This window comes from Streptomyces sp. NPDC058880, from assembly GCF_042742535.1.
Taxonomy (GTDB): Bacteria; Actinomycetota; Actinomycetes; order Streptomycetales; family Streptomycetaceae; genus Streptomyces.
Map to the genome: position 1 here is coordinate 14,290 of NZ_JBHYMC010000036.1, position 20,401 is coordinate 34,690.

At 70.9% G+C, this 20,401-nt stretch carries 21 protein-coding genes and 1 tRNA gene; 17 read left to right on the forward strand and 5 right to left on the reverse strand.

All coding sequences use genetic code 11. The annotated features are described in order from the left end of the window. Positions 1–66: 66 nt before the first annotated feature. The 4 genes from ACFW2G_RS20540 to ACFW2G_RS20555 all read left to right on the forward strand — a co-directional run bounded on the left by ACFW2G_RS20540 (position 67) and on the right by ACFW2G_RS20555 (position 7,733). Positions 67–234: a hypothetical protein gene (locus ACFW2G_RS20540; protein ID WP_384583803.1), complete on the forward strand. Its 168-nt coding sequence runs from the start codon at positions 67–69 to the stop codon at positions 232–234. Between the two features lie 210 nt (positions 235–444). Next, positions 445–852 carry a hypothetical protein gene (locus ACFW2G_RS20545; RefSeq protein WP_384583800.1) on the forward strand — a complete coding sequence of 136 codons (408 nt, stop codon included), beginning with the start codon at positions 445–447 and terminating at the stop codon, positions 850–852. Then, complete coding sequence (locus ACFW2G_RS20550) at positions 849–5,369, forward strand: caspase family protein (RefSeq protein ID WP_384583797.1); 4,521 nt, start codon at positions 849–851, stop codon at positions 5,367–5,369. Before ACFW2G_RS20545 ends, ACFW2G_RS20550 begins: the two co-directional genes overlap by 4 nt. A 390-nt stretch (positions 5,370–5,759) precedes the next feature. After that, positions 5,760–7,733, forward strand: coding sequence for a hypothetical protein (locus tag ACFW2G_RS20555; RefSeq protein WP_384451413.1), 1,974 nt, complete (start codon positions 5,760–5,762; stop codon positions 7,731–7,733). A 380-nt stretch (positions 7,734–8,113) separates the two neighbouring features. Here ACFW2G_RS20555 and ACFW2G_RS20560 read toward each other — a convergent pair whose 3' ends face one another. Beyond that, positions 8,114–8,773 (reverse strand): alkyl sulfatase C-terminal domain-containing protein, encoded by a 660-nt coding sequence (locus tag ACFW2G_RS20560; protein WP_384583833.1) that lies wholly within the window; start codon positions 8,771–8,773, stop codon positions 8,114–8,116. A gap of 97 nt (positions 8,774–8,870) precedes the next feature. After that, the gene (locus ACFW2G_RS20565) at positions 8,871–9,965 is read right to left on the reverse strand and encodes a lytic polysaccharide monooxygenase auxiliary activity family 9 protein (RefSeq protein WP_384583794.1); all 1,095 of its coding nucleotides are present in this window, start codon (positions 9,963–9,965) and stop codon (positions 8,871–8,873) included. A 469-nt stretch (positions 9,966–10,434) separates the two neighbouring features. Here ACFW2G_RS20565 and ACFW2G_RS20570 point away from each other — a divergent pair, with 469 nt between their 5' ends. From ACFW2G_RS20570 to ACFW2G_RS20600, 7 genes are all read left to right on the forward strand, one after another. After that, a complete protein-coding gene (locus tag ACFW2G_RS20570; protein WP_384451419.1) occupies positions 10,435–10,953 on the forward strand; it encodes a hypothetical protein in 519 nt (172 codons plus the stop codon). A 10-nt stretch (positions 10,954–10,963) separates the two neighbouring features. Beyond that, positions 10,964–11,110, forward strand: a complete 147-nt coding sequence (locus ACFW2G_RS20575) for a hypothetical protein (RefSeq protein ID WP_157840327.1) — start codon at positions 10,964–10,966, stop codon at positions 11,108–11,110. Positions 11,111–11,367: 257 nt separating this feature from the next. Continuing rightward, positions 11,368–11,446: transfer RNA gene (locus ACFW2G_RS20580), tRNA-Ser, on the forward strand. Between the two features lie 167 nt (positions 11,447–11,613). After that, positions 11,614–12,309, forward strand: a complete 696-nt coding sequence (locus ACFW2G_RS20585; RefSeq protein ID WP_384583791.1) for a hypothetical protein — start codon at positions 11,614–11,616, stop codon at positions 12,307–12,309. Between the two features lie 539 nt (positions 12,310–12,848). Then, a complete protein-coding gene (locus ACFW2G_RS20590) occupies positions 12,849–13,613 on the forward strand; it encodes a hypothetical protein (protein ID WP_384583788.1) in 765 nt (254 codons plus the stop codon). Between the two features lie 372 nt (positions 13,614–13,985). After that, positions 13,986–14,744, forward strand: coding sequence for a dienelactone hydrolase family protein (locus ACFW2G_RS20595; RefSeq protein ID WP_037930339.1), 759 nt, complete (start codon positions 13,986–13,988; stop codon positions 14,742–14,744). 20 nt (positions 14,745–14,764) lie between these two features. Continuing rightward, positions 14,765–15,400: a DUF4241 domain-containing protein gene (locus ACFW2G_RS20600; protein WP_384583784.1), complete on the forward strand. Its 636-nt coding sequence runs from the start codon at positions 14,765–14,767 to the stop codon at positions 15,398–15,400. A 178-nt stretch (positions 15,401–15,578) separates the two neighbouring features. Here ACFW2G_RS20600 and ACFW2G_RS20605 read toward each other — a convergent pair whose 3' ends face one another. Continuing rightward, the gene (locus ACFW2G_RS20605; protein ID WP_037930340.1) at positions 15,579–16,151 is read right to left on the reverse strand and encodes a snapalysin family zinc-dependent metalloprotease; all 573 of its coding nucleotides are present in this window, start codon (positions 16,149–16,151) and stop codon (positions 15,579–15,581) included. A 291-nt stretch (positions 16,152–16,442) separates the two neighbouring features. Between ACFW2G_RS20605 and ACFW2G_RS20610 the strand changes: the two genes are divergently transcribed. Beyond that, on the forward strand, positions 16,443–16,604 hold the full coding sequence (locus ACFW2G_RS20610; RefSeq protein WP_384583781.1) for a hypothetical protein: 162 nt from the start codon (positions 16,443–16,445) through the stop codon (positions 16,602–16,604). An 18-nt stretch (positions 16,605–16,622) separates the two neighbouring features. Then, positions 16,623–16,946: a hemerythrin domain-containing protein gene (locus ACFW2G_RS20615; RefSeq protein ID WP_384681002.1), complete on the forward strand. Its 324-nt coding sequence runs from the start codon at positions 16,623–16,625 to the stop codon at positions 16,944–16,946. A 295-nt stretch (positions 16,947–17,241) separates the two neighbouring features. On the opposite strand, the gene ACFW2G_RS20620 is transcribed toward ACFW2G_RS20615, so the two are convergent. Next, positions 17,242–17,892, reverse strand: a complete 651-nt coding sequence (locus ACFW2G_RS20620; RefSeq protein WP_384451439.1) for an HSP18 transcriptional regulator — start codon at positions 17,890–17,892, stop codon at positions 17,242–17,244. A gap of 128 nt (positions 17,893–18,020) precedes the next feature. Between ACFW2G_RS20620 and ACFW2G_RS20625 the strand changes: the two genes are divergently transcribed. From ACFW2G_RS20625 to ACFW2G_RS20635, 3 genes are all read left to right on the forward strand, one after another. Continuing rightward, on the forward strand, positions 18,021–18,455 hold the full coding sequence (locus tag ACFW2G_RS20625) for an Hsp20/alpha crystallin family protein (protein WP_037930350.1): 435 nt from the start codon (positions 18,021–18,023) through the stop codon (positions 18,453–18,455). Positions 18,456–18,558: 103 nt separating this feature from the next. Then, positions 18,559–18,954 (forward strand): DUF2267 domain-containing protein, encoded by a 396-nt coding sequence (locus ACFW2G_RS20630; RefSeq protein ID WP_384451443.1) that lies wholly within the window; start codon positions 18,559–18,561, stop codon positions 18,952–18,954. A gap of 38 nt (positions 18,955–18,992) precedes the next feature. Next, positions 18,993–19,436: a DUF2267 domain-containing protein gene (locus ACFW2G_RS20635; RefSeq protein ID WP_384451446.1), complete on the forward strand. Its 444-nt coding sequence runs from the start codon at positions 18,993–18,995 to the stop codon at positions 19,434–19,436. Positions 19,437–19,789: 353 nt separating this feature from the next. Here the strand turns inward: ACFW2G_RS20635 and ACFW2G_RS20640 are convergent, their stop codons facing one another. Next, positions 19,790–19,981, reverse strand: a complete 192-nt coding sequence (locus ACFW2G_RS20640) for a hypothetical protein (protein ID WP_052031368.1) — start codon at positions 19,979–19,981, stop codon at positions 19,790–19,792. 189 nt (positions 19,982–20,170) lie between these two features. Between ACFW2G_RS20640 and ACFW2G_RS20645 the strand changes: the two genes are divergently transcribed. Beyond that, positions 20,171–20,380: a hypothetical protein gene (locus ACFW2G_RS20645; protein WP_384583775.1), complete on the forward strand. Its 210-nt coding sequence runs from the start codon at positions 20,171–20,173 to the stop codon at positions 20,378–20,380. Positions 20,381–20,401 lie beyond the last annotated feature (21 nt).

Genomic DNA, 20,401 nt, shown 5'->3' on the forward strand with positions numbered 1-20,401 from the left:
GTCCGCCACCGCCTTCCGGCGGCCACGTCCCCAGGACGCCATGGCACAACCGGCAACCTGCACGAGGTGACGCGCAGTTGGACACACTCCGGCCTGCAACCGCACACCCAGGTGGAGTCCGTCCGCCGAGTGTCGCCGGCCGCACGGGAGGAGATCGATAGCCGGTTCTTCGCCATCGTCACCGATCTGGTCGGCGCACCTACTGAGCTGATCGACGAGCAACGGCCGCGGTGACGGCTCGTCCAGCAGTACAGCGAGATCGCGCTGGAGACCCTGAATACCAAGGGCATGGGCCCGCTCCGCCAAGGGCACCGTGGACACACCTACGAGTCACGAAAGTCCTGAATGGGTCTTTGTCTGGGCGTGCCTCTGCGGGAAACATCGCTCACCTCAGGGATGGCACATCGACAACCGTGAATCTCATGCGGTGCAGGCGGGGGAACCATGCATGTCGCAGTAATCGCGGAAGGTCCAGACGGAGGGGCCCAGCTCCGCTCGCTCCGGGACTGGTTGGCGGATTCCCAGGATTTGCGCGGGCGGGTCGAAGCGGTGGAGCGGCCGCCGGAGACCGGCACGCTGGGGCCGGTGCTCGACGCGTTGTCGGTCGCGCTCGGCCCGGCCGGTGCCGTGAGCGCGTTCGCCACCGGACTCATCGCCTGGCTCCGCACCCGCCGTGGAGACGTGCACATCAAAGTGACGCTCCCGGACGGCAGTTCGCTCGAACTGGCCGCGAAGCGGGTATCCGGTCTCGACACCCCCGCATTACAGCGGCAAGTGGCTCAGATCGCCGATCTGTTCAACGGGCAGCGAGCGGCGGGCACGGACGGGCCCGAACGTCGCGAGTTGCCGTGACGGACCTGTCCGGCGCGGGAGTACGGGTTCTGCTGATCGCGACCGCGACGCACGAGGGCCCCCTATTGACGCCGGTGCCCGCAGCCGCCACCTCCTGCCGGGATCTGCGGACGGTCTTGACCGAACGTTGCGGGGTCCGGCCCGACCGCCTGCGCACGCTGCTCGACCCGGCCGACGCGCAAACCATGGCGCGGGCCGTCACCGAGGAAGCGCAGGGAGCGGACACTGTGCTGCTCGTCTACTTCATCGGGCACGGTCTGCTCGGCCCGGACGGCGAGTTGTACCTGGCGGCCACCAGTACGGACCGCCTAACCCCCGGGATGTCCGGGCATCAGGCGCTGTCGTTCTCCTCGTTGCGGCAAGCGCTGGAGGCGAGCCGGGCATCGTCCGTCGTCGTCGTGCTCGACTGCTGCTTCTCCGGACGGGCTTCGTTGAACGGCAGCCCGTCGTTGCCCGCGTTCACGATGACGCCCGCGCACGGCATGTACCTCATGGGGTCCGCGGAACAGCTGGCCCTGGCACCTCCTGGCGCACCCCACACCGCGTTCACCGGCGCGCTCATCGAGGTGCTGACGCACGGAGACCCGCGCGGACTCCAGCAATTGACCTTGGACGCCGTGTTCGACGGAGTCTTCAGGGTGATGCGCGACCGGCAGGGGCCGCTGCCCCGCCGCCAGGCAGGGGACCGCTCGGGGCGTCTCGTCCTCGCACCGAACCCGGCAGTGCCGGCGCGGCCCGAGCCCTTGCCGGACGTGGAGCCCGCGCCCGGCCGCTGCCCATATCCGGGCCTGGACGCCTTCGGGGTGGACGACGCCGACGTGTACTTCGGGCGCGACGGCATGACGGAGCGGGTGTTCGCGGCGCTGACGGAAGCGGCCGGGGACGATGAGCCGGGCCCGCTGGTTCTGGTGGGCCCCTCCGGCTCAGGGAAAACCTCCCTGCTCAACGCCGGTCTCGCAGCCGGACTGCGCGAGCGAGGGCTGCTCGGCACCACCTCTTGGCTACCGCTGCGCCTGACCCCCGGCAGGAGCCCGCTCCGGCGCCTGGCAGCGGTGCTCGACCATCGCGCCGAGCCCACGGATCCGCTGTGGGAGGACTCCGGCCGGACGACCGAGCTGGCCGGCCTGCTGCTGGCCGGCCGACCGGAGCAGCGGCTCATCGTCGTCGTCGACCAGTTGGAGGAACTGTTCACGCTCTGCCCCGACCCGTCGGAGCGCACCGCGTTCCTGCGGGCGGTAACGGCCCTGGCCCGGCCCTCTGGAGGGGGCCCGCCCGGAGCCCTGGTGGTGCTCGCGCTCCGGGCGGACTTCTACGGCCAGGCTGCCGCGCACCCCGAACTGCTCGCCGCTCTGCGCGACAACCAACTGCTGGTCGAGCCGATGACCCCTGACGAACTCCGTGCCGCCGTAGACGGACCGGCCGCAGCCGCGGGCCTGGTCCTCGACCAAGGCCTCGCCGACGTGATCCTGCACGAGTTCGGCGCGACGGCCGACCGGCAACCGGCCGCCGGGGCGCTGCCGCTGCTCTCCCACGTCCTGTGGGCGACCTGGCTGCGCCGCTCCGGATCGCGACTCACCGTCGCCCAGTACCGTGCTGCCGGAGGCATCGCGGAGGCGATTAAAACCACTGCCGACAGCACGTACGACGGTCTCGATCCGCACGGCAGGGAAGCTGTCCGGCTCATGCTGCCCCGGCTGGTCCGCGTAGGTGAGGACACCGCCGACACCGCCCAGCCCGTGGACCGCTCCGCGCTCCTGCACGGCCTGCCCGACACCTCGGCCGCACAGCTGGCCCTCGACCGCTTCACCCGGGCCCGCCTGATCACGCTCGACCACGACTCCGCCCGCATCAGCCACGAAGCGCTGCTGCGCGCCTGGCCCCTGCTGACGGAGTGGGTCGACGCGGACCGGGACTGGCTGCGTGCCCGTCAGCACCTCGTGGCCGACGCCAGGGCATGGGAACGGGCCGGGCGGGAGTCCTCGCTGCTCTACCGGGGAAGCAGGCTGAACGCCGTACGGGAACGCGCCGCATTGTCACCGGCGAGCGCGGACGCGCCGGACTCGGTGCTCGCCGAGTTCGTCGATGCCTCCTGGCGGCAGGAGCGCCGAGGTGCACGCCGAACCCGGATCGCCGTCGCGTTCCTCATCGCGTTGGTTGTGCTCGCGACATCCGGACTGATCGGTTCTGTGATCTTCCAGCATCGTGCCGAGCGGTCAGGCGAACGCGACCTGGCCCGCTACCTTGCCGCCGAGGCCGAGGACCTCCGCGATCAGCAGCCCGGTCTGGCCAAGCAGCTCAGCCTGGTCTCCTACCGGATGGACAAAGAGGCGGGGCGCGGCGCGCTGCTCAACAGCCGGCTCTCGCCCGGAGTGATAAACGCGGACGAGCAGGCCCAGGACCTCGCCTACAGCGGCGACGGCCGCGTCCTCGCCCTCTCGGTCGGAGCCGCGATCGAGCTGCGCTTCCAGGGCGGCTCCGCCCGGGTCGAAGCGGGCCTCACCGGCCCCGTCACGATCAGCCGGGACGGCCGGACGCTCGCCGCGGTCACCTACGACGAGCGGCAACCGACGACAGCGCGGGTGCGACTGTGGGACATATCGGATCCCGGTCATCCGACGCAGACCGCCGCCGCGCCACAGCTGGAACACAGCGTCCACGCGCTCGCCCTCAGCGTTGACGGCAAGATCCTGTACGGGGGTCTGTCGACCGGTGAGATCCGCGTCTGGGACATCGGTGACCGGACCGCGCCGAAGCCCCTGCCCGCACTCACCGGTCATTCCGCGCGGCTCGACTCCCTGGCCGTGTCTCCTGAACGTGACCTCCTCGCCAGCATGAGCGTGGACGGCCGGATCCAGCTCTGGACGGCGGCCGGCTCCGGACGCCCCGAGCGCATCGCCGTGCTTGAGGGGGCGAAGTACGACCGCAGCGTGCTCGTGAACTCGAGGCCGCTCCACCGCGTGGCCTTCAACCCTGACGGGCGGATGCTCGCGGCTCCGGTCGTCTTGAGGAGCGGGGACGCGCTCGGGTTGTGGCAGTTGGACGTGCCCGATACGCCACGAAGGATGGAGGAGGAGAAGGACGATTCGACGATCGGATCATCCTGCATCGCGGGCCTGAACTCCCTGGTGTTCAGCCCCATCCGGGAGTACGTCGTCGGTGCCTGCGACGGTACCTGGCAGGTGTGGATCTACCAGAAGACCGGCCTCTCCGTCACGCTTCTCTCCGGGGCGAAGGGCGGGGAGAGCACGCTCCAGGAGTCGGGGATGGTCCTGTTCGACCCCGCCAGTCCGCGCAGACTGTTGCAGGCCACCGACCACGGAGTGCGCGTCTCCTACCTCAACAACTCGGCCCAGCCGGGTGCCGAGAGTCTTATTCCGCTCACCCCCGGCACGGGAGCACAGTTCGACTACCGGGTGGTCGGTGGGAAGAAGCTGATCGCCCTCCAAGGAGTGCGCGTGAACTATCTGCTGGACGCGACGGCGCAGGACGACGTCACGATCCTCAGCAGGACGCGCTCCCCCGACATGTTCACCGGAGCGGACATCGCCCTCAGCCCGGACGGAAGCCTCCTCGCCGACGCCGAGGTGTACGAGAACGGCAAGACCGATCCGGACGGCAAGAAACAGGAATTCGTCGGTGTGCGGCTGCGCAGCACTTCGGCAGCTGAGGGCACCGCACCACTGGCCACCATCGAGGACCTGGACAACGGTGTGGCGGTGATCGCCTTCAGTCCCACCGAGCCCGTCCTGGCGGTGTCCGACATGAACGGCTTCAGAGACGGCAACGTCGCGAAACCGAGCGTTCGGATCTACAACATCGCGAGCCCCGAGCATCCGCGCCAGATCGCCCGGATCGACGCGTCGTGCGTGATGCTCGCCTTTTCCCCGGACGGCACATCGCTCCTCCTCACCGATACCCCCTTCGCCGACAAGGACGCCACCCAGCCCAAGCCCGCAGGCGAGTTGGAGAGCTGGGACCTCACCGATCCCGCTCATCCGAAGCAGCAGTGGGCGCGTCCGAGCGAGGCCGGTGTCAACGCGGCGCACATCGCTTTCCGACCGGACGGCAAGCTGCTCGCCGTCTACGACATCGACGGCACACTGAGGCTGTGGCGCGTGGAGGACCACCAGCTCACCGAGGAGCTCTCCCGAGTGTCCGCGGGCATCTACGGCAGCACGATGGCCTTCAGCCCTGATGGAACCCGCCTCGCCCTGATGGCGAAGAAGGCCGCGGGTGAAGACGGGCGCCCCGAGATCTGGGACCTGACCGATCCGAAAGACCCCAGACGCGGCTCCTACCTGCCGAGCTCGCCTGATTCCGTATACGCACTGCGGTTTACCCCGGACGGTGAGCACCTCGCCCTCGTCAGGGCATCCTCCGGTGTAGAGCTGTGGGACACCAACCCAGAGCGGGCCATCGGCGACATCTGCGCATCAGTCGGCGACCCCATCACCCGGCAGGAATGGAAGCGCTACCTGCCCGACAAACCCTACGAGCCACCGTGCCCTCCCTCCTGAGAAGACCTCGCGGTCATCGACTTTCCGGATCACGATGCTCCCCGCTGACTACGCACACTGGTGCGCACCCCGACGATCTGCCTGCCCGCATCGTCGTCCCTGTCTTCGGGATCGCCTCCGCGCTCGCCACGCTGCTGCCGTTCTCCATGGCGACCCAGTCCCCGAACAAGTCCGCCAGCGGCACATCGCCGCGGCCGGGCCCTGTCGCCGAGCAGTTCGCGGGCGCCGGGCGTCAGCTGCACGGCCTGGTCCCGGTAGACGGCGTCGACCCGTGACGCGCGGGTCGGGAGACCAGCGATCCTGCACAGGCCGCTTTTCGATGACAGGATGTTCGTCGGGGAGCGGATTCGCAAAGTCACGGGGGTATGAGTGGCCGGGATAGCGCTTGGGGTGCTGGACGATGTGCCGTGGGAGCGGCTGGAGTCGACGCTCGGCCACTACCCGGTCGAGGAGATACGGCGAGCGCTGCGTCGCTTGGCGCTCAAGGGTGGGGCGGCGACGGAGCAAGACTGCTGTCCCCTGTTCGACTGCTTCGCGCTGGGCAGCGGACGCGTGTCTTCCGTCGCAACCGCCCTGCTGCCGTTCGTCGTTGCACTCGCCGGCGATCCGGACATGGGCGCCCGGGCCACGCTCGTCCAGCTACTGGCGAGTTTGTCCAAGGCGGTGGCCAAAGCCGACCCGCACCTGGTGGACGCGGGGTGGCACGAGGCATGGCTGCTCCAGCGCCCGCGAATCAGGGCGCTGCTCGCGGACCCCCTGCCCGAGGTGCGGAGGGAAGCCCTCCCCCTCGGAGAGGATGTCGGCGCTTTGCTGGAGCGGTCGCACGCCGAGACGGACCCGACGGTTCGGCTGCCCGTTCTGCTCGCGCTGGGGACCGCCGCAGCCGGCTCCGCCGACGCCGGGCTGGTGGGCCGGGCGCGGGCGGTGGTGGCCGAGGCGCTGCGGACCGACGGTCCCGTCATGCGCGTGGCGGCCGTGCACGCCTGGGCCGCGTTCGACCCCCAGGCATCAGTCCGTGAGCTGGACCTGCTGGTGGAGGTCTTGTCCGACCCAGCCGTGCGTCCGCAGTTCGAGGCGATCTGGTATGTGCCGGACTTCGACGGTGCCTTCACTCGTGAGGAAGTCATCTCCTGGACAGCCCAGCTGTTCGAGGGTGCTCCGCAGACGGCACTCGCCTTCGTCATCCGGCTCATCGGTGCGGCGCGCCGGAACGGGGACACCCTGCTGTGCCGCGCCGCGCTGGATGAGGGGTGGCAACTGCTGGTGGCCCGGCCGTCCGCGGCATCCGCGCTGCTGCCGCTCGCGGGTGCGCTGCTCGCTGAGCAGGACGACGGCGTACGGTACCGGGCGGCCCACCTGCTGGCCGTGCTGGGTTCGCGGGCGGCTCCGTACGCCGATGAGTTGGCTGCGCTCCTCGACGACCCGGGCGAGGGCGAGTTTCTTGAGGGTACCGTCGGCGACCACGCTCGCTGGGCGCTGACGCGCATCGGCGACGAGCGCGCCCTGCCAGGGCTGGTCGAGCGGCTGTACGCGCCGTACCAGGGCCAGTACGCACGCGGGTACTACTCGGGCGACCCGCACCTGCCGGAGGTCAAGGACGTCCTGACCCCGCTGTGGGCGCACGCAGAGGCCCTGCTGCCCGCAATACGGAAGCTGCTCCGGGACGACGGCATGGGCGGCTCGCTGACCTGCAGCTTCCTGGAAATCCTCTATGCGTGGGGGCCGACCGCGTCGCCTGCGCTGCCGGAAGTGGTGGCCCTGCTGGACGACGCCCGGTACTCACTGCACGCAGTCGATGCGTTGGTGGCGATGGGAACGGCTGCGAAGTCAGCCGAGCCCGCCGTGCGCCGCTGCACGGTCCTCGACTTTCCCGGCAATCATCACAAGGTGGCGTGGGCAGTCTGGCGCCTGGGCGGCGACCGCGACGCGGCGCTGCGGCTCATCGGTGAGGCGGTGCTGACCGAGGAGGGGCGGTGCTACGGTTCGATCGCCCTCCTCGGCGATTTCGGACCGGCGGCCGCGAGCCACGCCGACCGGGTGCGGCATGTCATGGAGCACGGTGACCGCTGGCTGCGGCTGCAGGCGGCGGTCGCGCTGTGGTCGATCACTGGTGAGCCGGAGCCGAGTGGATCGGTCGTGGAGGAGTATCTCCTTCCCGTCGCCGAGGGTGGCGACGCCTACGGCTCCTTCTTCGCGGCGCTGCGCGCCCTCGCCAGGATCGGCACGGTCTCTCCGGCGGCGCGGACAATCCTGCGTACGGTGCAGGGATCCGACCGGCGGCTGTCGATGTACCGAGACTATCGGGCTTTCATGCAGGACGAAGAGATCCGGTCCGCGATCGACGACGTCCTCGCCCTGCCGTGACGACCGGCCGGCGGGCGGTGCCGAAGCGGGCCCGCTGCCCGCGAACGCCGTGGGCGGTGACGGTGGGCAGAGCGAGTGCGGCCCCAGCAGTTGAGATCGGCCCTCAAACCACTGCTCGATGCGTACGCCGAGCAGTTCCGCCGGAACAATCGACGACAGACCCGCAGTCCCGCTGGTGACAACAAGCCTGCCCAGATGACGACTATCGTGCTTCGGGACCGTGTGGCTCTGCCGGGGCAGGACGGGGTGGCGGGGGTCGGCAGGGGACGTCGAAGTAGTCGCGGCAGTACCTTCACGGCCGCTTTCTGACACAGGGGTATCCCCGGGCCGGGGGCGAGGCCCCTGGTCCGGCGCCCCGCCCCTGCGTCGGTGACCGGGCGTCAGGGGGTGACCATGGCGAAGTCGGGGTCGGGGTCGGTGAGGTGGCCGAGGAGTTCGGCGATCACCTTCGGGTCGCCGGAGGTCTCGGCCCTCCCGTCGGCGGCGAGCTTCTCCAGGTCGGCGGTACCGAGCAGGACCGCGCGCAGGTCGGCCTCGTCCAGGGTGATCGTCACGCCGGGTGCGGCGACCGCAGGGCCCTCACCTGCGATGTGCGTGAGCACACCGTTGTGCAGGCGCAGGGTGGTGGGCTCGTCGTGGCCGTTGATGTTCCAGCGGATGGCGAGGGAGGCGTCCCAGCTGTTCGGGCCGTCGATCCGGATGGCGAGCGAGTCGAAGAGCTGATCGAGGGTGAGGGCGGCGAGCACGTCCGAGGAGGTGGTGGCGGTCGGGGTGCCGACGCCGCCGTCGCGCAGTTCGAGCGCGCCCATCAGGTAGGCGTTGCGCCAGGTGCCGTTCTCGCTGCCGTAGCCGAGCTGTTCGAGGGCGGCGGCCTGCAGGGTGCGGGCGTCCGCGTTGGACGGGTCGGCGAAGAGCACGTGGTCGACCGCCTCCGCCACCCAGCGGTAGTCGCCCGCCGCGAAGGACTCGCGGGCTTGCCCTGAGGCCGTGTGCCCGGGAGCTCCGCCCTGGTGCCCCTGGTGGGGTGGCGGCCGCCAGATCCGGGACCGTGCGCGGTCTCGTCAGCCGGTCCTCCGCCACCCCGACGAGCGGGCCCCGCAGGACAGTGCGGGGCCCGATCGGGGTGCGTGGTGACCGCTAGCGCAGCATCACGTCGCAGGTAGACAGGAAGAACTCGCCCGTCTTGCCGCCGTTCTCACCGTGCGGCGTATCGGGGCCTCCGTGGCCGCCCCAGATACCCACGATCGCCGCCCGCCCGGTCCGGCGCGGGAGGGACGCGAACTCCCAGCTGGTGGAGTCCTCCTCGTTCGGCGAACCGTGTACCTCGACCAGGAACGGGGTCGGCTCCAGGTCATGCCAGCTGAGGCCGTCGGCCGGGACCCAGTCGGGGCGGGTGATGAACCACCGGTGGGACCAGGTCTCGCCCCAGTGGTAGGCCATGTAGTCGTAGGTGAAGGTCTGGGTGGGTGCCGAGGTGTCCAGTTCCGTCAGGGGCCAGTCCCCGAGCGTGCCGTCCGGTGCCAGGTCCAGGCCGCGGAAGGCCGGGTTCCCCGTGGACGCGAGCGCGCCGTCCTCGAAGAACTTGCGGTACTCCAGGTACTTCTGGGCGTTGTTCCACGGGTAGTCGGCGAGCATCCTGTCGGCCCCCGGCAGTACTTCCTGCCAGTCGGTGCTGGTGTTGAGACGGCGTGCCTCGACGCAGATCGGTGAGGAGTCCTTGTCCCTGATCGCGGCGCCGGCCCGGCTGCCCGGGTGGTTGGCCGTGCCGTGCCGCGGATCCGCGTTGGCGGTTCCGGCAGCGAGGGGGGCCCTGTGGCGCGGCTGACGCACCACCCACTTGGGGATGAAGCTCTGCTGCGAGCCGATGGTGACCTCGTTGGTGAACGGCGTGTACTGATCGCCCACCTTGGCGCGGATCTTCACCTGGAAGGCCCCTTCCGGCTCCTCGTCGCCCAGGTCCACCCAGTGGGAGTTGGACTGCATCCAGTTCCACGCCGACCAGTGCAGGAAGACCGTCTGGCGCAGCTCGTCGTTCAGCCACACCTCGTACACGCGCGGGTAGGGCGCGTTGCCCTCGTCCCAGTCCGCCGGAGGCGGCCACGTCCCATGGTCGGGGCTGTTCTGACCGATCTGCCAGCGCAGGCTGATCCCGTACATCGTGTACTTGCCGTCGTCGCGGTACCTGACCTCGGCACGAAGGTCAGACGGTCCCGTCGCGTTCCTGCTGCCCACTACGCCTCCTCTTCTTGGTCGAACCCGTCCTGCAGGCCGCCACCGCGGAGAAACACACACAACCCACAGTGACTAGAATGCTACAGAAAGTGACTGTAGATCATGTGGGCCCTCTCCGACAGACGAACCCCACGCCCACCTCCAGCTCGCCGACCACGCCCACACCCATCACCCGTCACCTGTCACCCGAGCGCACGGCTTCCGCCACGGCGCCGGTACGCCCGCAGGCCGGCGGGGGTGGTCCAGCGTCAGGCGCAGGCCACCCGACCCCGACCGGAACCGGACGATCAGCGGCACCTCCCCGGTCGCGCCCATGACAGCGAGTGAGGCTCTACGGTCCGGCTGATCGCCGGTTCTGGCGGAAGGCGCACCCTGCTGAGCTACGACCTGAGCAGGGTGCGCCCTCCGCCGCACGGTGGAGACGACCCGCCGTAGTGGACGATGCGCGGCTGCCACGTCCGCGGCCAGCATGGGGTTCATGACGACAGCGCCCGCTCCGCTCCCCGCCACCTCTACCGCCCCCGCGCCCGTCTGGGCCCGCCGCGCCGCCCACGCCATCGCCCTCTGCGCCGTCCCGTCCGGTCTCTGGCGCATCGCCATGGCATCCGGTGTCTACGTCGGCTACAGCGACGAGGTCCTGCGCGACGTCTTCGACATCCCGGGATGGGGCATCGCCTACGTCGTCGGGCTCTCCGTCATGGCCGAGGTGGCCGCCCTGTTCCCGCTGCTCCTTGTGAGCGACCGGTGGCGACCGCTGCGCCCCCGGACTCTCGCCGCGCTGGCCTGGACCGCCTCGGCCGTCTTGGTCCTGGTGGCACTGGGGCAACTCGTGGCTGCCTTCGTCGTCGAGAGCCAGACGTACATGTCAAGTGGTACGGCACAGACCGTCTGGGGCTTCGCCTTCGCCCCGCTGTTCGCCATCCCGGCGTTGATGACGGCCGTGACCTGGTCGTACACGAAGCGGCACCGGGCTCAGGGCCAGGTATGACCCCGGCCACGTGCACCCGGGGACGCTGGGGAGGAGCCCAACGAAGGACCTCAGGATCGAGGTACGGGTCGACGGCGGCGAGGACCCGGCGCTGGAGTTCGTCGGGTTCGAGGACTTCGCCTTCCCACTGCACGGGGCGGTCGGTGTCGAAGCCTGAGCGTCGGGCGACGGCCGGCCGTCTCGGGGCGTTGCGCTTGCCCTCGGTCGTGGGCAGGACGTACCGCTGGACCTGTTCGTGAGCGAGTAGGACGCGGGTGACCCGTCTCCACCACCCGGTGTGTTCCACCCGGTCCGGTTCGTCATCCTCACCTCTTGGATGCGGGCCACCACCTTGCGCCGGGCGGCTGCGAGCGGCGGGCTCGAAACCCGCTACGCGGGTCCTGGTCGAAGCGCATAGGGTGCGCGTACCGCGGCGGGGTAGCTGTAGCGCAGAGGTCGACGTGCCCTCTTGCTCAGAGGGAGGACGCCGGTTCGATTCCGGCGCGCTCCCCCGCCGGCAGGTTGCGGCCGCCGGGCCGGGCGCAGCGCGCAGTCCGGCACGGTCGTGTGGCGGCCGGTGCAGCCGCGCGCCGGCAGTCCGACCCCGAGCGCGGGGCGCTGTCCTGACGCCTCGTACGCTCTTTCCCGCCATCCGCTCCGTCCTCGCTGAAGAGAGTCTCCGTGCACACCGCTCACCGCCTGCTCGCCGCCGTCGCCCTGACCGGTGCCGGGGCCCTCGGGCTCACCGGCTGCCTGTCGTCCGAAGCGTTCCCCGGTCAGCCGGGCTCCCGCGTGCTGAACGACTCCGTGACCGCGCTGCGCGGCGCGTCCACGTTCACCATGAGCGGGAAAGCGTCCGGCCAGGGGCAGGTGAACCTGTCGGTCAGCGAGACCGGCGAGTGCAAGGGCACCGTCGATGCCCGGGTCGGCGGCACCATCGACGTGGTCCGCACCCGGGATCACACCTTCCTCCGGGGCGACGAGGCCCACATCCTCGCCCTGACCAAGGACATGCCCGAGGAGCAGGCGAGCCTGACCCGCAAGGACATGACGGGCCGCTGGATACGCACGGAGGCCACGGACCCCGCCATCAAGGGACTGACCAGTCTGTGCGACCGCGACGGCCTGCTCAAGGAGATCTACGGCATCCAGGGCGCGGAGAAGGGCGGACTGACCTCAATCGACGGCCAGGAGGCGGTCACGGTCAACACGCCCGAAGGGGTCTTCCTCGTGGCCACCAAAGGTGAACCGTTTCTCCTCAAGATGACCACCAGCGGACCGAACCCGCTCGATCTCACCTTCACCGGCATCAACCAGCCCGTACAGGTGGACGTCCCGGCCGACCAGGACGTCTACAACCCGGACAGCAACGGCTGACCTCCGCCCCGGCGCGCCCTGCGCCGGGCCTCAGGTCGGACTCGGCGTGCGCACGGGCCGGGCCATCCGGCCGGTGCGGGGCGGCGCACCCGGCCGTGCTGCGGCTCCTCGTGCAGTACCCGATGGGGTGCGAGGAGGAGGAGGTTGAAGGGCGTGGGAGGCGACTCCAGGCGGCGGCCTGCGTCGTCCCCGGCGTACCGGCCGCCGCAGGAGCAGAAGCTGCCCCCGTAGGCGTAGCGGTGCCGGAAGTGGGTGGCCGGGAAGCATGTCCACGGGCTTCGTCCCTTCATACGGTGTCGTCCTCACAACGCCGAACAGGGGGTGAACGGTCGCCCTCGCGGAGGCCCGGCGCAACACCTGTGCGTGTCTGGCGCCGGTGGCCGCCAAGGGGCGTCAGCCGTCGGGAGGCGCTTGCGGCCCGGCCGTACTGCGTCCCATGAATGGGGACCGGGGCCTGTTCCGGCACGGGCCGGAATGGAGCCTGAGCCGTGGCGTCATTGCAGTTCAGCAGGTTCTCGGTCGCATGTACGATCCCGGACGTGATCGTTGCTTCTTCCCTTGACCCCACCTCGCGGTCCTGGGCCTTCGGCGAGGTCGTCGGCTACCTGCTCCCCGCCGCCATAGGCATCGGCGTGCTGTGGCGGCTGACCCGCGCCTGGCGCAAGCAGTCCACTCCGCCCGGCAGCGATCCGGCCCAAGCGGCGCGGGCGAAGAAGAAGCGGACCTGGTTCATCGCGGGCGTGAGCGTGTTCATCGCCGCCGTCGCAAGCGTGAAGGCGTTCACCGAGTACGACCCAGAACCCCGCGCCGTCGAGACGGTCGCCGCGGACGGGACCGAGGAGTACCCCGTCATCGTCCTCCCGGAGCTCTTCGACCGCTTCCGCCTGCTGAAGGGCGAGGACGCCACACGCGCCGAGGACGAGGTACTGGCCGGCCGGAAACTGCCGCACAGCATCCGGACCGGCTTCTACGACCAAGACGCCGACGGGGCCTATGACCTCTTCGTCATGGTCAACAGCGCCGACTGGGACCCCAAGGTCGCCGATTCCAAGGCCACCCAGTCCATCTCCCAGGAGTTCCGCAACCTCTTCGCCGGCGCCAAGGCCCGCGACGTGACCCGCTTCGACCCCGGCACGCACGGCGGCGGCCTCGCCTGCGGCCACGTCACCGGCCCTGACGGCGACCAAACCCTCTGTGCATGGAGCGACGCCGCCAACCTCGTCGGCGTACGCCACGTCCACGAAACCGACCTCGCCGCCGCGGCCCGCACCACCGTCGCCCTGCGCAACGCAGCCAGCAGCTGACAGGCACGTTCCGCTCCTTCGAAGGGGGCGACCTTGTGCGAGGTGAGCCCCGCGGTTTCTCCCCGTGCCCGCTCTCCTGGGCCTTCTGCAGTCTCTCGACGAACAGCCCGCTGAGGGGCTGATCTACGCAGCCGAGCGCTGTGCGCAGGGCCTTGGGAGCAGACGTCGGAGCGTGGTGCTGCAGGAGGCCGGGCGTGGCCGGCGTCGGCGTACGGGGGCGGGCAGAGGACGGGGCATCGTCGGTGGGGCTGGTCTGCGGGAATATGCAACGACAGCCCGGCAACTCCCGTTTTCCAGAGGGGCACGCGCGCTGTTCTGCCAGCGGCAGAACAGCAGCCGGTCCGGGCTCGATGATCACTACAGTCCGGTCTCATGGCGACGATTACCACGCGCACGGTCGAGTACCCGGCGGACGGTGTGACGATGATCGGGCACCTCGCTCTTCCGGCCGGTGTCGACCGCCGGCCCGCGGTACTGATCGGACCAGAGGGCATGGGGCTCAGCGACGTCGAGCGCCGCCGGGCCGATGCTCTCGCCGAGCTGGGGTACATGGCGCTGGCCTTCGATCTTCACGGCGGGCGCTATTGGGGCGACCCCGAGGAGATGCTGGCCCGTTGCCTACCGTTGCTCGCCGATCCCGACCGGATGCGGGGCATCGGTCAGGCTGCCCTCGACGTGCTGCGCACCGAACCGCGCACCGACCCCGACCGGATCGCCGTCGTCGGCTACGGCACCGGGGGCGCCGTCGGGCTGGAACTCGGGCGCGGCGGCGCACACCTGTGCGGGATCGGGACGGTCAACGCACTGACCACGGGCCGGCCGGGCGAGGCGGCGCGCATTCGCTGCCCGGTGTGGGCCGGGGTCGGCTCGGAAGACCCGATCATGCCGCCCGCGCAATGGAACGCGTTCACCACCGAGATGCAGGCCGCGGGCGTCGACTGGCGCCTGACCGTCTACGGCGGCGCTCTGCACGCCTTCCACCACCCGCCGGTCGACCACCCCACGGTCCCCGGCGTCGGCTACCACCCACAGCACGCACAGCGAGCCTGGCGCGACGTCGTCAACCTGCTCGCCGAATGCCTGCCCGTGACGGAGGCTCCAACGAGTTGTTCCGGCCCGGGGCGCGTGTGACCGACGGGTACCACCCCGAGATGACCGTCGTGGAGCCGCGCCGGGTCGGCACCCTGCGCGTACCCGGCGGGCTGCTGGCCGTCTCCGACCCGGGCACCGGTCACGGCGACGGGCCGCGCATCACGGTCCCTGTCCGGCCCGGGGAGTACGTACTCGACGAGGCGCGGGCCCGCTTCAGCTACCACTGCGAGTGGCGGGACGCCGAGGTCACGAGCACGGAACCCACGGCCGTCCGCCTGCTCGTCAGCGAGACCCCCGCCGCGACCTGGGAGATGGCCCTCGGTCCGGATGACGATCCCCGGCTGTTCATCGAGCAGCGGATAGTCGGCTTCGCCACCGACAGCGCCACTGGCTGCTTCGCTGACGCCGGCGCCTGGGAGCCGCTCATCGCGCTCTTCCAGCAGGGGTTGTTCGAGGGGGAGCAGGACCTGGACGGGTGCGAGGACATCGACGACGGTTCCATGTTCATGCAGCGCACCCGGGACGAGGCTTCCGGCGGCGAGCTCATGGCCTTCGCGACGGCCGGGGACGGTACCTACCCGGTGTGGGTCGGCCGTTGCGAGGCCGGTGAGGTGGTCGGCGTCGTGGTGCCGGTGGAGGGGATGCCCGAGTTGCTCCCGGAGCGGGACGGAACCCCCACCGGTCCGGCTGCGTAGGCAGGGAAGCCAAAGCCCCGGGGTGCGGCGGCGACCGGGGCCGGCTTACCGGTGCCCCGCGAGCGGCGGGGCACCGGACTGCGTCTTCGGGTGCGGTCCACCCGGGTACGGAGCTGCCGAGTTGGGCGGGGGTGCGAACGGCCCGCGGCGGCGCCGTCGCCTGCTTCCGGCTCGCCGGTCAGGGGGCGTCGATGAGTACCCGGCCGTCGGTCGGAACGGGTGCTGCGAGCCTGTTGGCGTAGGCGTTCTGCACGCGGGACCGCTCCGTCGCGTTGGGCACGGCGTTGGTGCAGGCCGTCCCGGCGCTGGACCCGGACATCAGTTGGGAGCACGGCCCCGGCTTGGTGTCCGGGAGGCCCAGGCTGTGGCCCAGCTCGTGCGCGGCGATGCGCGTCTTGTCGTATCCCTGGCTCACGGCCTGCGCACCGAGCTCGACTCGGACCTGTCGCCCCGGGCGGACCGGGCCGAGGGTGGCTTGCGGCCAGCCGGTGGTGGCCACGATGACGATCTCGGCCCGGGTTCCGGGCGCGGCCTCCACCAGCCGTACGTTGGTGACGTTCGCGTTCCAGGAAGCGACTCCGGCCGCGATGGCCGCTTCCCAGCCGCCGGCCCGACTGTCGTCGTAACGGAGTGTCACTACCGCTGTGGTGGCGTCCGGTATCGGCGTGGGTGCCGCAGTCGCGGCGGGTGCCGCCGTGAGGACCAGTGCGGCGGCGGAGGTGCCGACCTTCAGCCAGGTGCCCAGAGACATGGTCGTCTTCCTTCAGGTGGGGGGACCCGGCCCCTCGGCGGAGCCGGGGTGTGGGAGGCGTCGCCACCGCCCGCCTGTGACGCGCGAGTTCGGACAGCCGCCTCTCAGGAGCCCTAAGAAGGTAGTCCCGCGCCCCACTTTCCCGTCATGCACCTGCCAGTCAATTCCTGGGGGCACTCCAGCCGGTGCCCGGTCAGCGGGCGGCCGGGCCGCGAGGCTGCGTTCGTACGGGCCCGGGTACGGCACGTCGGGTGCAAGTGCGCGGCAATCGGGTTTCGAAGAGTGGGGGTCATGGCCACGAACCATGCTTCGGATTGCGCCGTTCACCCCTACACCCGCGAGATGGCGATGATCCACCAGGTGTTCCGTCGCGAGTCGCGGCTGCTGGCCGAGCTCGTCCAGGACGTTCGGCCCGCGGACACCGCCCGTGCCCGGATCCTCGTCGAGCACTGACGTCTCTGTTCGATCGGCCTGCGCGCCCACCACACCGGGGAGGACGCGATGCTCCGGCCGGTCCTGCTGCCCCATCTGGACCTCGATGCCGAGCAAGTGCCGGCCATGGAGGCGCAGCACCGGGAGCTCTCCGCAGGGATCCGCGAGGTTCAGGCGCTCATCGAGCGGTGGCAGGCGCAGGCCCTGTCGGAGGAACGTGACGAGTTGGCCGAGGCGCTGCGTCGGCATCACCGGCAGCTGTGCGCCCCTCTCTCGACCCGCTGCTCGTGCTGGGCGTGGCCGCCGAGGCGACCGAACGGGCGGGCCGGGACCCGGCAGGGCTGCGGCGGGTGCTGCGCGTGACCCCTGGCATCACCACGTCCGCGGCCGACCTGGCGGAGGGCCGCAGCTCGTCCTCGGCGTACTCGCGCGGTCCGCACGCCACATCAGCCTCCCGATACAACGGACTCTCCGTGGCGCGGTACCGGACCGCCCCGAGGGCACACCCTCCTGGCGACCGCGGAGTCTCTGGTCGGCGAACCCGACCAGGCTCGGCCGGGGCCTCGCGGTCGACGAGGCGGAGAAGGACCGGCCGCGCGGCATCGTGGCCGGCTGCGGTGGTACGGACGTGGGGTTCGCGTCCGTCCCGTGGGGCGGCTCAGGCGTTGCGCTGGTCGTTGCTGTCCTGGCGGAGCCGGTCGGTGTGGCGGGTCATGGCGTCGATGCGGTCGGCGAGTTCGCCGTCGTCGGGTCCGAGGTGGGGCCGGGTGCCGGACAGGGGGCCGACCAGGCGGGCGGCGTCGTTGTCGGAGAGCGCCAGGTTGAGTTCGCCGAGCGCTCCTGCGGCGTCGGCGGGAAGGCCGGTGAGGGAGGTCACCTGTCCTGCGAGGCGCCGCAGGTCGGCCGCGTTGTCGCGGGCCCAGGCGGTGACGGTGCGGTCGGCGGCCCGCGCGTCGCGGGTCGCCTGGACCCGCTGTTCGCCCGTGCTTCCCGCCGCGCCGGGGCGCAGCCGCAGGTAGCGGCGTTCGGCGGCCTGGCGGCTGGCGACCCCGAGGGGTCCGGCGAGCTCGGCCCAGCTGGCGCCCTCGCCGCGGGCCGTCTCGATCAGGACGCTCTCCCAGCCGGCGAGCTGCTCGCGGACCTCGCGGAGCATCAGCAGAGCGGCCAGGGCCTGCTGGCCGGCAGGCCCGGTCGCCGGTGCGCCAGGGGGAGGCTCCTGCGCGTCCTGGACCGCCCGGCGGATGGTCTCCAGCGCGGTGACGGCCTCTCGGGCGCGTACCGGTGGGGTGGGGGGAGCGGTCTCGTTCACGGCACCTCCAACATTCTGTCGTCCATCCGGCGACATCGCACTTGTCATCGTTTCGATGACATGTTACAACGGTGGCACGTTGAAGCGCATTGGCAGTTCCTGCCTGAACCAACTGGAGGTGTTTCGCGATGTTGATGCGCACCGACCCGTTCCGCGAGATGGACCGCATCGTCCAGCAGCTCTCGGGTACGTCCGGGACCTGGTCGAAGCCGTCGGTGATGCCCATGGACGCCTACCGGCAGGGCGACACGTACGTGATCGCCTTCGACCTCCCCGGAGTGAGCACCGAGGCGATCGATATCGACGTCGAGCGGAACATGCTCACGGTGAAGGCCGAGCGTCGACCCGCGGGGAAGTCCGACGGTGTGCAGATGGAGCTCTCCGAGCGGCCCCTCGGTGTCTTCTCCCGCCAGGTCATGCTGGCCGACACCCTCGACACCGAGCACATCGAGGCCGACTACGACGCGGGGGTGCTGACCCTGCGGATCCCGATCGCCGAGCGCGCCAAGCCGCGGAAGGTCACCATCGGCGGCGCGTCCGGCCGCAAGCAGATCTCCGGCTGACCGGGCCGGCACCGGCGGCGGAGGACGGGGAACCCGATCCCCCTCCGGCACCCCGTCCTCCACGCCTCTTCCCCTTCGCCCCCTTTCATGGAGGTGACGTGAGATGCCGATGCGCCGGGAAGCGTTCCTGGACCACGTCCAAGAACGCGGCAAGTACCGGACCCGGGACGAAGCCGAACGCGCGGCCCGCGTCGTCCTGGCCCTGCTGGGCGCACACCTGGTCGGCACCGTGCGGGCCGACCTCGCCGCCCGCCTCCCCGAGAGCTACGCCCTCATCCTCCTCAACCCCCTACAGGCCGCGGAGCCACTCTCCGCCGAACGCTTCGTCCGCGCGACAGCGGCCTGGATCGAGGGCGCGACCGAGCGGACGGCCCTGTGGGACATCGGAGCGGTCCTGTCCACCGTGGCCGCGGCGGCCGGCGACGCCCTCACCCACGAGGTCCTGCTCCAGCTGCCGCCGGGCTACGACCTCCTCTTCGGCCGCCCCCGGCCCACCTGACACCCGCCGCCATCGACGAGAAAGGCACCCGCAGCACCATGTACGACCAGCCTCGAGCGAACCCGGCCCGGCCCGCCATGACGTTCGAGCAGATGCTGGAACGCGTGCGCTACGAAGGCGCCTACCCCACCCGTGAACGCGCCGAGGAAGCCGTCCGCACCGTCCTCGCCGCCCTCGGCCGGCAACTCGTCGGAGACGAACGCGCCGACCTCGCCCAGCGCCTGCCCGTCGAAGCCGCCCTCGCCCTGACCGCCCAGATCCCCGACACCGGACACCTCACCGGCTGGGGCTTCGTCAAAGACATCGCCACCCGCGCCGACACCACCCCCGCCGCAGCCCGCTGGGACACAGGAGCCGTACTCGCCGTCGTCGCCCGCCTCGCCGGACCCGACCTCCTCGCCCGCATCCTCCGCCGCCTTCCGGGCGGCTACGCCCTCCTCTTCGGCCAGGCCGAACTGCGCCAGCCCCAGCCCGCCGCCTGATCCCGCATGCGGGCGTAGCGCTCGGCGGTGTTCGGCCCGAGGCCGGGGCGGCGGGATCCGTCCAGCAGCCCGACGCCCCGGCCGGGCAGGGCGTAGAGCCTGCTCCAGCATTCACGGGTGGTCTGCGCGCGCACCCCACCGGGCAGCGGCGGATCGAGGGCAGCGGCCAGGCAGCCGTGGGCGCGGGGCAGGCAGCCCCGGGCAGGCTTGGGGGAACGGATGGAGCCTGCGGAGCGGTGTGCGTCCCCACTCCTCCAACGGCGCGGCATGGCCGGGGGGTGGCACGGACAGAGCCCGGCCGGGGTGACTACGGGCGCCTGGCCGGGCTCTGCGTGCGTGGGGTCGCGCTGGGGTCAGAAGTCCTCGCGCAGGTCGTCGTACTCGTTGCGGCGCCGCTCCCCCTCGTCGGGGCGCCGGCCGCCGTGCGAGGGGGTGCCGGGCTCGGGGTGGACCGGGTCCTGACCGGGCCGCTGCGGGCGGTGGGGGTGCTGCTGTTCCTCGCGACCCTTGCCCGGTTCCTGGCGCTTGTCCTGCATACCGCCCATGACGGCGACTCCTTGGTGCGTGGGGTGGTACTTCCTCTGCCACACTGACACCAAGAGTCACATTTCGCATCATTTTGGATACGTATCGTAGCGGAAGGGTGAGTGGTGGCCGGTGCGGATGCGTCACGAGGCCGGGGTGCCGAGGATGAGCGCACTCCCCGTCCCCGCACCGTCAGGAGCAGGATTCACATGCTGGAGCGCACCCTGCGCACGGACCGCACCGCAGTCACTTCCGTCCTTCCCGCCAGCACCCCGGCCGGGGACGGGAAGGGGGCTGTCACCGCCGAGCCGCCTACCGCGAGCAGCCGCTGCTGTCGTTATCTGACGGCCGGGGACTACTGGTTCGACGATTCCGGCGCCCAGGGCGGGGACGGGTCCGACAGCCGCCTGCACACCTGACGCCCAGGGCCGGCGCTTGGG